The following is a 12,317-nucleotide window of genomic DNA, read 5'->3' as shown; positions in this document are numbered from 1 at the left end:
GGCTCAGGCGCGGCCGTTGCGCGTCGTGTCGCTGGACTACTGCGCTGACCAGTATGTTCTGGGGCTTGCGGAGCGCGGGCAGATTGCAGCCGTCTCGATGGAAGCCCGAAACGATTATTCCTCCCATGCAGCCTTCGCTGAAGGGCTACTCCAGGTCCGTCCGCGCGCAAGTGATGTGCTCGGCCAGCGCCCTGACCTCGTCGTGCGCAGCTGGGGCGGTGATCCGCGGCTCCTCGCGATGCTGGAGCGGATGGGAAGTGGCGTTCACCAGATCGGGCCGGTTTCCAGTTTTGACGATATCCGCCGCGAAACCTTGCGGGCAGGCGAGGCGCTCGGCGCTGCCCAGCGCGCGGAAGCCTCTGTCGCGCGAATGGATGCCGCCCTCGCCCGCGCGCCGCGCCATCAAACTCGCTCGGCCCTCTACGTGACACCCGGCGGCGTGACCGGTGGGCAGGGCACCTTCGTGCACGCCCTCATTGAGGCGGCGGGGCTTGGCAATAGAGCTGGCGAGGCGAGCGGCTGGATCAGCCTGCCGCTGGAAGCGGTCGCAACCCAGACGCCAGACCTGCTCGTCACCGGTTTCATCAACAGCGATACCGACCGTGTCGACCGGTGGAGCGTCAGCCGCCATCCGGTCATGCGCCGGGCGCTGGATACGCGGCCCGTCTTCGCGCTGGAAACCGGGATCGTGGCGTGCCCGACCTGGCTGGCCGGCGAGGAGGCCGTGCGCCTTGGCGCATTCGCGCGCCGCCATTTGCCGGTTGCGGTGTCCGGGGCTCAGCCATGACACTCATAAAGACCCAACTCGCGTTTGCAGGGTTTGCGCTTTTTGCGGTCACGCTGGCGCTGTGCGCCGATGGCGGTTTGGGTGATCTCTGGCTCCTCCACGCGTCCGGAGAAGCCGGAGAGCTTGCCCGCGTACTGGTGCTGGAAATCCGGCTGCCGCGCATTCTTGCCGCTTTTGGCGTGGGCGCAGCCCTGGGACTGGCAGGGGCCGGGTTGCAGGGCCTGTTACGCAATCCGCTGGCCGATCCCGGCGTGCTGGGCGTTTCCGGTGCCTCGGCCCTGGGCGCGGTCATCGCCGTCTATTTCAATCTTGCCGCCTTGAGTGTCTGGGCCTTGCCGGGCCTTGCCATCGTGATGGCGCTGGGCGTGACGGCGTTGCTATATGTGCTCGGCGCGAGTTCGGTCTCGACAACGCGGCTGGTGCTTGTCGGCGTTGGCCTTTCCAGCCTTGCGGGATCGCTGATGGCGCTCCTGATGAACCTCGCGCCAAACCCGTTTTCGCTCTCCGATCTGGTCAACTGGCTTCTGGGCTCGGTGGCCAACCGTTCGTTTGCCGATCTCGGCTTTGCCCTTCCTTTCTGGATCGCCGGCTGCGTGCTGGTGCTGTTGGCCGCGAGGGGGCTTCGCGCCCTGACCCTTGGCGAGGACGGGGCGCGTGCCATCGGCGCGGATGTGGCCCGTGTGCGGCTGCTGGTCATTACCGGCAGCGCCCTCCTGACCGGGGCGAGCGTCGCAGTCGCCGGGATTATCGGCTTTGTCGGCATCGTCGCACCGCATCTTGTCCGCCCGCTGGTGCGTCACGATCCCGCCGCCCTGCTGGTCCCGTCGGCGCTGCTGGCGGGAAGCATGCTGGTGCTGGCCGACACCTTCGTCAGGGTCTTGCCCTTCGCGATTGAGATGAAGCTCGGGGTTGCTGCCGCTCTTGTTGGTGCGCCGGTCTTCATCTGGATTGCCGCGCGGACGCGGGGGATGGGGCAATGAGCGCACTTCTCGAGATCCGCAATGCCAGTGCGGGACATGATGCCGATCCGGTGTTGCGCGGGCTGAACCTCGCTGTCGGCGCGGGCGAGCTGGTCTGTCTTGTGGGTCCCAACGGGGCGGGAAAGTCGACCCTTTTGAAGCTCGCCGCCGGTATTCTCGAAGCGCGCGAAGGCTCTGTTGCCCTTTCCGGAAGGGAGATGTCCGGCCTTTCCGCCATCGAGCGGGCCCGCGCCATGGCGTGGCTGGCGCAAGAGCGCAGCTCGGCCTGGTCGCTGCGCGGGGTAGACATCGCCGCTCTGGGCCGCTTTGCGCGCGAGGGGCTGGCCTACGACCAGCTGCCTGAGACAGCGCGCGCACTTGTCGATGCCGCGATAGATCGCTGCGTGGCCAGCGCCTTTGCACACCGGCCACTGGATCGTCTGTCAGGCGGCGAGAAGGCTCGCCTGCATCTGGCACGCATCCTGGCTGCCGAGGCGCCACTGCTCCTTCTGGATGAGCCGCTGAACGCGCTCGATCCGCGTCACCAGCTCGACGTGATGGAGGTTCTTCGCGCCGAAACCGCCAGGGGCTGCGGCGTGGTGCTCGCCCTGCACGATCTCGCCATGGCCCGGCGTCAAGCGGACCGTGTGGTGGTGCTCGATGCTGGCCGCATCGTGGCGGACGGTCGGCCCGAAACCGCCCTCTCGCCTGACATTCTCGCCTCTGTTTTCGCCGTAAAGCGTGCCGCCGATGGCGGCTTTGCTCCGATCTGATCTCACAAAAGGATACAGAATAATGATTTCCATAAGTCTTATTGCTCTGGCTGCCGCCATTGCTCACGAAGGCAACGAGATTTCCGACGTCGTCGTTGTTACCGGCACGCGGGTTCCTGTCGAAGCGGAGCGTCTGCCTGCCCGGGTCGATACGCTCACCCGTGAGACAATCGAGATCGAAGGCCTTACAGAGCTTGCGAGCGCACTGGCCCGCTATCCGGGCGTTTCGACTGTCCAGTCTGGCGGTATTGGCGCGGCAACCTCGGTCTTCATGCGGGGCGCCAATGCCAAGCACACGCTCGTTCTCTTCGACGGAATCCGGGTGAATGATGCTTCAACGCCTGCGGGGCAGTTCGATGCCGGTCAGGATACGCTGGGCGCACTCGATCGGGTCGAGATCGCGCGGGGGCCGCTTTCAGCGCTCTACGGCTCTGATGCCATTGGCGGGGTAATCAACCTCATTCCGCGGCAGGGCGCAGAAACCGGCTTTGCGCCCTATCTTGACCTGTCGGCGGGGTCGTTCAACACGCTGCGCCTGCTGGCGGGCGCATCGGGCACGCACGGCGCTCTGGAATACGGCTTCAGCGCCGAGCACCAGGAAAGCGATGGTTTCAACGTAACGCCGTCGCGGATGGTGCTTGCGGGCAATGAACGCGATGGCGGCGAGATCACCACCTTTACCGCGACGGCGCGGTATGCGCTGGGCGGCGGCTTCTCGCTTTCGGGCGTGCTGCGCCATCGCGAGTCTTCGAGCGCGTTTGATACGTTTTCCGGCGGTCCCGGCTTCTCACAGCGTGCTGACGCGCAAGGGCTGGAGCTTTTCCGCAATGACCAGACCCTCTGGCGGGCTGGGCTGGGCTGGGCCCGCGCTGATGGCCGGCTCACCTCGGATGTGCGCCTCGGCGAGGTGCGCCATGACCGGGAAAGCCGTGATGGCGGCGCCGTGACCGACACTTATGCAGGCCGCCGCCGTTTCGCCGAATGGCTCAATGTCTGGCAGCCGCAGGGCTTGGAGGCCCTTTCACCGGTCATCGCCTTCGGTCTTCAGACCGAACGCGATTCCATCACCACGGACACGGCGTTTGAAAACCCGCTTTCGCGGGCCGAGACCCATGCCGGCGGCTATGTGAATGTGCAGGCCCGTGCGGGCGAGAGCCTTGATCTCTCCGGTTCGGTGCGTGTCGACGATTTTGAGGGTTTCGGTACCGAAACCACCTGGTCGGTTGGCGCGGTGTGGTCTGTGCTGTCAAGCCCGGCGCAACTGTTTGCCCGCTATGGAACGGCCTTCAAGGCGCCGACGCTCTCGGAGCGCTTTGCAAGTTCGGCTTTCACCACGCCCAACCCGGACCTTCAACCGGAAACGGCGACAAGCTGGGAGATCGGGACCCGGGCGAGCGTTGCGGTTTCCGATGAGCGCGATCTCACCGTCTCCTTGAGCTATTTCGATACCGAAATCGAAAACCTCATCGAGAATGTGTTCGACTTTACCACTTTCACGGGGACCAACCGGAATGTCGGCCGTGCCGACCTGTCCGGTGTTGAATTTGCGTTGAGCGTCGATCTCACTTCCACGCTGCAAGCGGATGTCGACTATGCCTATGTGGAAGCCACCAATGCCGTCACTGGCGCACCGCTTCTGCGCCGCCCGCGTCACGCCTGGTCGGCGGGGCTGGTCTGGCGACCGGTTGATCAGCTCAGCGTGTCAGCGCGGTACCAGCGTACGGGCAGCCGGCGCGACGTGACCTACGACGATGGTGGATTTTTCGTCAGCGGAAACGCACCGGTCGAGGGCTATGACCTTGTCAGCCTGTCGGGCATCTGGCGGATCAATATGTCCGCCAGCGCCTATGTCACCGTTACAAACGCCTTTGATACTGTCTACGAGCAGCCAGCGGCCTTTGCCGGGGCGCCGCGCATGGTGATGGCGGGCGTCCGGGTCAGCTACTAGCCGTCATAGGGGCGCACGGACCGCACGGCCATCGCGTAGGCGGCATCGGCAAGATCGGTGTTCACGCGCTGGATTTCCATGCGCCCCTCGACCCAGACAGGTTCCCAGAGTTCGGAAAAGCTGACCGGTTCGGCCGATCGCAGATAGATGATCTGGTTGGGCGGTGGCGGGGGGTAGTGAATGCAGGCGCCGTGATAGGGCAGGAAGAGGAACTCGCTTGCCTGCCCGCGCTCGGCATAGTCGAGCGGCAGGATGTAGCCCGGCATCCGCACGATCAGCCCGTCAAGCTCTTCCACCACGTTGAACGTGCCGATCTGTTCGTCCCGGCGGGACTGGAACTGGCTCATCAAGGTAGGCGGCGCGCGCCCTTCCTCCAGTGCCAGGAGCATGTCCAGTTCGCCATCAGGCAAGAGATCACGCCAGTTCAGCAATTCTGCCGGTGCGTCAGGGTCGACGTAGAGATCGCCTTCGATCTGTGCTGCCAGCTCGGTGCCGGTTCCGGCGGGCTCGGGCGAGCACGATGCCAGACCGAAGGCGGCGATCAGCGATAGGGGCAGGAACTGACGCATGAACTAACGCTCCATCAGGAAGTCTGGCTGCGAGGTTAACGGGCCGCACACCCCGTTTTAACGGCATGTGACGCATAGTCGCTTCAGAACCGCAGAAAAAAGCGGCTGGAGGGTGTGATATGGGGTTTGCTGAAGCACGCGCAATCGCGCGCGAGCAACAGACAGCGCAGCGTGTGCGGGAAGCTGCACGCCTGCTGATTACGAGCAGTGCCAAGCAGGCGGTGCCGATGAATATCATCGGCGCGCTGGCAACAGGCGCCATGCTCTACACATCCGTTTCCCTGCCAGTGCTCAGTGTCTGGCTGACTGCGATGATTGCAGCCGCGCTTTTGCGCCTGATGTCCATCAACCGTGCGCGCAAGTCAGGCGAGGTGCCGACGCCCGGCGAGATGGCGGGCTACATGGTGTGCACCGCCTTTGTCGGGGCTCTCTGGGGCGGCGCAGGGTTCCTCCTGCCAGCCGATGCCTCGATGGGCGCGGTGCTCGCGGTCGCGGTGATGATCTCGGGCATGTCCGCCGGCGCTGCCATGACCTCTGCGGCCGAGCCGCGCGTGGTTCTTGCCTATAACGTGCCTTGCCTGTCACTGGCTGCGCTCTGGTATGCGTCCTTCGCGTCCGTAACGGGGTTTGTCCTTGCGGGCATGGCCCTGCTTTTCTTCGTCGTGACCACGCGCCTTGCCTCAACCTATCGCAAGAGCCTGGTTGAGACTGTCGAGGCCAATGCCAATCTTGAAGAGGCGCGCAACGAGGCCGAGGCCCAGCGAGAGGCGCTGGCCCGTCTGGCGGAACGTCACGAAGCTGCAGCTGGCAGCGCTGAAACCGCCGCGCGCAACAAGGCGGCCATGCTGGCCAATATGAGCCATGAGCTCGGTGCGCCGTTGAACTCCATTCTGGCGATGACGCAGATGCTTCAGGACGCCGCGCTGCCGGCAGATGCCCAGCGGATGGTGAAGCAGATTTCCCAGTCGGGTGACACGTTGGCGGGTCTCGTCTCCGAGATCATGGATGTTTCGCGCATCGAGGCCGGCAATTTCGAATTGCGCCTGGATGACTTCCCGGCCGAGCGTCTGCGTGAGCGCCTGGAGCGCTTCGGCACCCGGTGTGCTTCGCCGCGCGGCCTCGATTTCAAGCTCGACTTTGCGATTGACGGTCAGCTCAACGTCCGTGGCGACCAGGACCGCCTCGCGCAGATGGCCGAAATCTTTGTCGCCAATGCCGTGCGCTACACCGAAAGCGGCGAAGTGAGCGTTGCCTGCACCCTGAAGGAAGCGGGCAATGACGGAACCAGCCGTCTTCGCGTGACGGTCAGTGATACCGGGCGCGGGGTGCGTGAAATGTATCGTGCCCGCCTGTTTGATGTGTTCGCCGAGGAAGCGGCCCGTCCGGGCCCCGGGGGCGGCACCGGCCTGTCACTGCATCTGGCAAAGCGTATTGCCGGAATGATGGGCGGCGAGGTCGGCTATGAGCCTGCTGATCCGGGTTCGGTCTTCTGGTTCGAGGTTCCGGTGCGTGCCGCCAGCCGTCCGGGCCGGTCAGGCGACGAACGCCTTGCCTTTGCCAATCGCCGCTTGCGCATGCTCGTGTGTGAGGCCGATCCGGCCCGCCGGGCGGTGCTGCTGGGCTATCTGAAATCTTTCAACTGCGTGGTCAGCTGCGCGCCGGATGTCAGCGAGATGCTCGAGGGTCTTGGAGCCTCGGCCTATGACGCGATCATTCTCGGCCTCAACCTTGGCAGCGTCGAACCGGAAGACGCGGTGCAGGATGTTCGCATGCTGGCCTCCACCGCCTCTCTGACGCCGATCGTGCGTCTCGCGGCAGGCCTGCAGATTCCGGTTCAGCGTGCGGGCAGTGAAGTGCTGGTGCGTGCGCCGGTGACGTCCGAGCCGCTTCTGCAGGCTCTCGAAGAGGCGCTGGTGGAAGATCCCTCGGCTATCGCGTACCTGCGCCGTACGGCCTAGGCGGTTTCGCCCGCAACCCAGCGGACAAAGCCTGCTGCGCTGAGCGATGTCTCTGCCGGCAAGGCGAGGATGCAGGGTTCGTCATACGGGTGGAGGTCTGCCAGCCGGTCGCGTGCCTGGCCCGCGCGGGCCAGCGACGTCTTGAAAAGGGCGATGGTCTCGGCCTCCTCGCGCACCTCGCCGTCCCAGCGGAACACGGAATGTCCTGCCGGCAGGATGTTCGCGCAGGCGATGAAGCCCTCATCCAGCAAGGTGTGCGCTGCCTTTTGTGCCGCTTCCCTGTCAGGCCAGGTCGTATACAGCATTACAACGCTGCTCGAAGGCGGGTCTGTATGCGTCGTCATGGCCGCCTCACTTGCGATTTTGCGCCTCTGCCCGGATATAGCAGGTCAGAGGAGAGCATAGACCATGGCCAGCCTGCCGATCAAAGCCGCACCCGGAGACGCCAAGGGGGCACTTGTCCTGTTTTCGGGCGGGCAGGATTCGGCTGTCTGCCTTGCCCATGCGCTGGCCCATTATCCCCGTGTGGAAACAATCGGCTTTGACTATGGCCAGCGCCACCGCGTCGAACTCGAGGCGCGGGTGCAGCTTCGCCAGTCGATGTCAGCGCTGAAACCGGAATGGGGCGCAATACTCGGAGACGACGTGCTGGTCGATATCAGCGGGTATGGCCAGCTTGCCGAAAGCGCGCTGACGCGCGAGCGGGCCATTGAGATGGGGCAGAGCGGCCTTCCGACGAGCTTCGTACCCGGCCGCAATCTCGTCTTTCTGGTGATGGCGGCGGCCCATGCATGGCGGCGGGGCCTCGACGTTCTGGTCGGTGGCATGTGCCAGACCGATTATTCCGGCTATCCTGATTGCCGCGAAGAGACGTTGCTGGCGCAGGAGCGGGCGCTCTCTCTCGGCCTCGACATGCCGGTCAGCATCGACACGCCCCTGATGTTCCTGACCAAGGCGCAGACCTGGGTTCTGGCAGATCAGCTGGGCGGGCAGGCGCTTGTCGATGTGATCGTGGAAGATTCCCATACCTGCTATCTGGGTGACAGGCAGCACCGCCATGACTGGGGTTATGGTTGCGGTACCTGCCCGGCGTGTGAGCTGCGCGCAGCAGGCTGGAAGGAATGGGCAGCGGCATGACCTATTCGGTCAAGGAAACCTTCCTGACGGTGCAGGGTGAGGGCGGCCAGGCCGGGCGCGTCGCGGTCTTCCTGCGCTTTGCGGGCTGCAATCTGTGGAGCGGGCTGGAACGGGACCGGGAAAAGGCCGTGTGCCGGTTCTGCGATACCGATTTTGTCGGCACGAACGGGCCGGGTGGCGGAAAGTTTCCAGACGCGGGCGCGCTGGCAGCCCATGTGAAATCCTTCTGGCCGGGCGGCGGGCGTCCGCTGGTTGTCTGCACGGGCGGTGAACCGCTGCTTCAGCTGGATAAGGCCGCAATCGAGGCGCTGAAAGCGGAAGGCTTCGACATTGCGGTGGAGACCAATGGGACGGTTCAGGCGCCGCCGGGTATTGACTGGATCTGTGTCAGTCCAAAATCGACCGCGCCGCTGAAGCAGCGCTCCGGTCACGAGCTGAAGCTCGTCTATCCGCAGGCCGATGCCATGCCGGAAGCGTTTTCAGGCCTGGATTTCCTGAGCTTCCGCCTGCAGCCCATGGACGGGGCGAAGCAGATGGAAAACGCGAAGGCGGCATTTGAATACTGCCTCGCCCATCCGCAATGGAGCCTGTCGCTACAGACCCATAAATGGATCGGCGTGGATTAGGGATTTTGCGTAGACGCTTCAGTCGCGTTCGCGACGTCGCCGGTTGCGTTCCTCTTCCTCGTCGCTGGTAGTCACCACATCGACGGCGCCTTCCGCAACATTGCCGGCAACGCCCACCGTCGTGCCGACTATGGCGCCGGTGGCGGCAGCTGCGAGGCATCCGGGCAGCATGAGAAGGCTTGAGGCTGCAACAAGAGCCAAGAGGCGGGGCGTGAGGTTCGGGCGCATGACGGCTCCTGCTGTCTCTGAACGGTGCCGCACCCTGCCACGGTATGGTTAGCGAAGTATTGTGTAATGCATGGGGGTGCCGCCCCGCCAGTCCCGCCTGCGGCGGGACTGGCGAGGGGCGTTCAGCCTGCTACTTGCTGTCCACCATGACGATCTCGGATTCCTCGATCGCGGTGATGGTCAGTTCGGCCTCGTCCTTGATGGCTGCGCCGTCGCGGGCATCGAGCGCCACGCCATTGACCTCGATCTTGCCTGTTGCCGGGACAAGATAGGCATGCCGCCCGGCGTCGAGCGTGTAGCGGATGCTCTCGCCGGCCTTGACGGTCGCGCCAAGCACGCGGGCGTCAGCGCGGATGGGCAGGGCATCGGTGTCGCCGTCCCGGCCCGAGGCCAGCACGACCAGCTCGCCTGCGCGGTCATCCTTGGGGAAGGCCCGTGCGTTCCAGTAGGGTTCGCCGCCGCGCTGGTCGGGCAGTATCCATATCTGGAAGATACGGGTTGTCTCGTCCTCGCGATTGTACTCGGCGTGGCGGATGCCGGAGCCGGCGCTCATCACCTGCACGTCGCCTGCGACGGTGCGGCCCTGATTGCCAAGGCTGTCCATGTGCGTGATCGCGCCATCGCGTACATAGGTGATGATTTCCATCTCGGAGTGGGGATGCGGGTCAAAGCCCGTCCCGGCCCGGATGGCGTCATCATTCCAGACCCGGATATTGCCCCAGCCCATGCGGGACGGGTCGTAATACTGGCCGAAGCTGAAATGGTGCCTGGCGTTGAGCCAGGTGTTGGAAAAGCCGCCAAGGCTTGAAAATTCGCGCTTCACGATCATGGCTGACCTCCTTCTTGAAGCTCAAAACTGTGTCGAGCCGGAAGATAGGTCAGGCGGCTTTCTACCGTAATGGCTGCAACTTGCCGTTCAGTGTTGCGCAAATGGAAATAAAGCGGCGGATTGTTGCGAGGCGCGCTAGATGCGTTCGGTCACCTTGATGGCAATCCGGCAGCCGGTCTTGATGAGTGCGGAGAGCAGCGGATAGCCGGGCGCGGAATGGGCACCTTCCTCCACGGCGAGGTCCTTGTGGGCGGTTTCTTCTTCCTGATAGCGCGCAAAGTCTGCGGCCAGCTCTGTCTCGCCCATGGCCTGGAGTTCCTGAACCTGTTCGCCGTAATGGTTCTCGATGACGCTCTCCACGGCCTCGGTGCAGGCATGGGCTGCCTTCTCGCCCATCAGGGCGGTGGCGACGCCCAGGCCAAAGCCGGCAAGACGCCAGGCGGGACTCAGCAGGGTGGGGCGGACGCCGCGCTCTGCGATATAGCGGTCAAAGGCATCCAGATGGTCCTGTTCGTCAGCTTCCATGTGTTCGAGCTGGCGGGCGATGCGGGTCTTTGACGGCAGGCGGCCGAATACGGCGCGCTGGCCGCGATAGATCTGGACCGCGCCATACTCCCCGGCGTGATCGATACGGATCATGCGGGCGATGGCGTCGGCATTGCGGGCCGGGCCGGGGCGGCGGATAGCCATTAGCGGGGCCTCCTCAGTGCATGGATCAGGATGAATGCGGAAATGGCCGCCAACGTCAGCGAGATCAAGGCGTTCCAGCCCGCCATGGACACGCCGAGAAAGGACCATACGACCTCATTGCATTGCGGGACGGTGCGCGCGGTATCGAACAGCGCTTCCATCTGCTCCAGGCTGACGGGACCTGAGGTCACGCCCGAGCAGGACGGCGGCAGATCGAGGATATTGTACTCCACCAGAACGTGATGAGCGGCATGCCAGAGGCTGACAAGGCTGAGCACACCCACGAGCGCGACGCCCATTACCGCCGACAGGGCAGGCAGGCGGATGGCACGCTGTGCCAGAAAGACGGTGAGGCCACCGGCGGCGAGCGCCGCATGTGCCCAGCGCTGCGTCAGGCACATCGGGCAGGGCTGCAATCCGCCGATATGTTCAAACGCAAAGGCACCCGCGAGAAGGGCGAGGGAAACCAGCGCGGCAACCAGCGGCCAGTTGCGCGGCTGGAGTGCGATGCGCACGGGCGCAGGCAGGGCATCAAGACGGTTCATGCGGCCACTCTAGGCCGATTGAAAGCGCCGGGCGAGTGGGTGAACTGCCGCAGCGCCTAGCGGGTCTGGCGCTTCTGCCGACGGACCCGCCAGATCACCAGTGCGGCAATACAGGCAAGGCCCACAAGCCCGGTAATGGCGAGCGCCCAGAAGCCTTCGCGCAGGATCGCGCGCAAGGCGTCGACCAGAATGCCGATAAAGGCCGGGCCGAGCACGATGATCCCGCCATATAGGATCACGATCCACACCGTGCCGAGAAGGATACCGCCCAAAACGAGGAGCCCGTCACGATTGATGAGGCCCAGTGCCGCCAGTGCCAGCGCAATGCCCGGCGTGGTATTGGTCAGGGGCAGGGGCACCAGTATCGACAGGCAGAACAGGCAGAACATCACCCCGGCAATGCGGTGCGCGGTATCGCCGGACAGGAAGGCGAGGCGCGGTGCTGCAAAGGCCTCGATCCAGCCGAACCATTTGCGGGCTCCGGCGGCGGTCTTTTCCAGGTCGGCTTTCGACAGGCGGCGGCTGGCAAGACCGGACGGCAGCCAGAGTGCTTCCCGCCCGAGGGCCAGTTGTGCGCTGATTGCCAGCATGGGCAGGGCGACGATTTGCGGCACGCCGTAGAGGAAAGGCATGCAGACTGGCACGGCGAGAACGAACAGGACGACGCCGAAGGCCTGATCACCCAGTTCCTGCGTCAGCTCGCCAAGCGTCAGCCCGTCTGCCGGAGCCTGCGCCGCGATGCTTTCAAGGCGGGAGACCATGCCCGCCGCGCGTGTGGTGTCATCCATGATGAAGGGCCTTCAATTCTCGCGGGGGGTCGGATGCTGACGGGCCCCGTGTTTGGCATGTGGCGCAGGCCCCGTCCAGCGCGGCGGCTGGCACGGCTCGCCCTGTCCAATCCCTCTCGACGCGGCGTCATGCCTCGCCTATTAAACCGCTGGGCTACCCAAGCTGCGGGCGTGGCGGAATTGGTAGACGCAGCGGACTCAAAATCCGCCGGCCGCAAGGCCTTGCCGGTTCGATTCCGGCCGCCCGTACCAATTTTCTTCCTTTCTGGCCTCAAGCGCCGGCGGCGGCATCCGCCGCCTTGGCTATCCTCGCTTCGCTGCGGGCGCGCGGTCGCGCTAGCGGCGCTGCGCGCCGAAAGGCCAAAGGCCGCCCGAGCCTTTGCGAGGCGCGACGCACGGATGTGCGGAGCATCACTAAAAACCTCCGCGCGGTCGCGCTCTCAGGCTGCAAAGCAGCCTGTCAGGGCAAAGCCCGCCCGC

The 12,317-nt window shown here is 64.7% G+C and carries 14 protein-coding genes and 1 tRNA gene; 8 read left to right on the top strand and 7 right to left on the bottom strand.

Annotation, left to right across the window (positions count from 1 at the left end; genetic code table 11):
* The 4 genes from ACTS2Z_RS05725 to ACTS2Z_RS05710 form a co-directional block, all read left to right on the top strand.
* Nucleotides 1–787 (top strand): ABC transporter substrate-binding protein (locus ACTS2Z_RS05725; protein ID WP_442572261.1); only part of this gene is annotated, 787 nt, incomplete at its 5' end.
* Nucleotides 784–1,767 carry a FecCD family ABC transporter permease gene (locus ACTS2Z_RS05720; RefSeq protein WP_442572260.1) on the top strand — a complete coding sequence of 328 codons (984 nt, stop codon included), beginning with the start codon at nt 784–786 and terminating at the stop codon, nt 1,765–1,767. The genes ACTS2Z_RS05725 and ACTS2Z_RS05720, both read left to right, overlap by 4 nt.
* A complete protein-coding gene (locus ACTS2Z_RS05715) occupies nt 1,764–2,519 on the top strand; it encodes an ABC transporter ATP-binding protein (protein ID WP_442572259.1) in 756 nt (251 codons plus the stop codon). The genes ACTS2Z_RS05720 and ACTS2Z_RS05715 overlap by 4 nt, the downstream gene beginning before the upstream one ends.
* 22 nt (nt 2,520–2,541) lie before the next feature.
* The gene (locus tag ACTS2Z_RS05710; protein WP_442572258.1) at nt 2,542–4,467 is read left to right on the top strand and encodes a TonB-dependent receptor plug domain-containing protein; all 1,926 of its coding nucleotides are present in this window, start codon (nt 2,542–2,544) and stop codon (nt 4,465–4,467) included.
* Here the strand turns inward: ACTS2Z_RS05710 and ACTS2Z_RS05705 are convergent.
* Entirely contained in the window at nt 4,464–5,036 is a 573-nt protein-coding gene (locus tag ACTS2Z_RS05705) for a DUF3299 domain-containing protein (RefSeq protein ID WP_442572257.1), read from the bottom strand. The two genes, ACTS2Z_RS05710 and ACTS2Z_RS05705, sit on opposite strands and share 4 nt — an antisense overlap.
* 119 nt (nt 5,037–5,155) lie before the next feature.
* Here ACTS2Z_RS05705 and ACTS2Z_RS05700 point away from each other — a divergent pair, with 119 nt between their 5' ends.
* Nucleotides 5,156–6,994 (top strand): ATP-binding protein, encoded by a 1,839-nt coding sequence (locus ACTS2Z_RS05700; RefSeq protein WP_442572256.1) that lies wholly within the window; start codon nt 5,156–5,158, stop codon nt 6,992–6,994.
* Here the strand turns inward: ACTS2Z_RS05700 and cutA are convergent.
* The gene (gene cutA, locus ACTS2Z_RS05695) at nt 6,991–7,299 is read right to left on the bottom strand and encodes a divalent-cation tolerance protein CutA (protein ID WP_442572255.1); all 309 of its coding nucleotides are present in this window, start codon (nt 7,297–7,299) and stop codon (nt 6,991–6,993) included. The genes ACTS2Z_RS05700 and cutA overlap by 4 nt on opposite strands.
* Before the next feature lie 103 nt (nt 7,300–7,402).
* Between cutA and queC the strand changes: the two genes are divergently transcribed.
* On the top strand, nt 7,403–8,131 hold the full coding sequence (gene queC / locus ACTS2Z_RS05690; RefSeq protein WP_442572254.1) for a 7-cyano-7-deazaguanine synthase QueC: 729 nt from the start codon (nt 7,403–7,405) through the stop codon (nt 8,129–8,131).
* The gene (gene queE, locus ACTS2Z_RS05685) at nt 8,128–8,757 is read left to right on the top strand and encodes a 7-carboxy-7-deazaguanine synthase (RefSeq protein ID WP_442572253.1); all 630 of its coding nucleotides are present in this window, start codon (nt 8,128–8,130) and stop codon (nt 8,755–8,757) included. Before queC ends, queE begins: the two co-directional genes overlap by 4 nt.
* 18 nt (nt 8,758–8,775) lie before the next feature.
* Here the strand turns inward: queE and ACTS2Z_RS05680 are convergent, their stop codons facing one another.
* From ACTS2Z_RS05680 to ACTS2Z_RS05660, 5 genes are all read right to left on the bottom strand, one after another.
* Nucleotides 8,776–8,985 (bottom strand): hypothetical protein, encoded by a 210-nt coding sequence (locus tag ACTS2Z_RS05680; RefSeq protein ID WP_442572252.1) that lies wholly within the window; start codon nt 8,983–8,985, stop codon nt 8,776–8,778.
* A gap of 130 nt (nt 8,986–9,115) precedes the next feature.
* On the bottom strand, nt 9,116–9,814 hold the full coding sequence (locus ACTS2Z_RS05675; RefSeq protein ID WP_442572251.1) for a pirin family protein: 699 nt from the start codon (nt 9,812–9,814) through the stop codon (nt 9,116–9,118).
* A 135-nt stretch (nt 9,815–9,949) separates the two neighbouring features.
* Entirely contained in the window at nt 9,950–10,504 is a 555-nt protein-coding gene (locus ACTS2Z_RS05670) for a demethoxyubiquinone hydroxylase family protein (protein WP_442572250.1), read from the bottom strand.
* Nucleotides 10,504–11,049, bottom strand: coding sequence for a disulfide bond formation protein B (locus ACTS2Z_RS05665; protein ID WP_442572249.1), 546 nt, complete (start codon nt 11,047–11,049; stop codon nt 10,504–10,506). The genes ACTS2Z_RS05670 and ACTS2Z_RS05665 overlap by 1 nt, the downstream gene beginning before the upstream one ends.
* A gap of 56 nt (nt 11,050–11,105) precedes the next feature.
* Nucleotides 11,106–11,837: an exopolysaccharide biosynthesis protein gene (locus tag ACTS2Z_RS05660; protein WP_442572248.1), complete on the bottom strand. Its 732-nt coding sequence runs from the start codon at nt 11,835–11,837 to the stop codon at nt 11,106–11,108.
* A 165-nt stretch (nt 11,838–12,002) separates the two neighbouring features.
* Between ACTS2Z_RS05660 and ACTS2Z_RS05655 the strand changes: the two genes are divergently transcribed.
* Nucleotides 12,003–12,089: transfer RNA gene (locus tag ACTS2Z_RS05655), tRNA-Leu, on the top strand.
* Nucleotides 12,090–12,317 lie beyond the last annotated feature (228 nt).

It is taken from the genome of Glycocaulis sp. (genome assembly GCF_052168375.1).
Lineage (GTDB): Bacteria > Pseudomonadota > Alphaproteobacteria > Caulobacterales > Maricaulaceae > Glycocaulis.
This window is presented reverse-complemented; position numbering and strand designations above follow the sequence as displayed.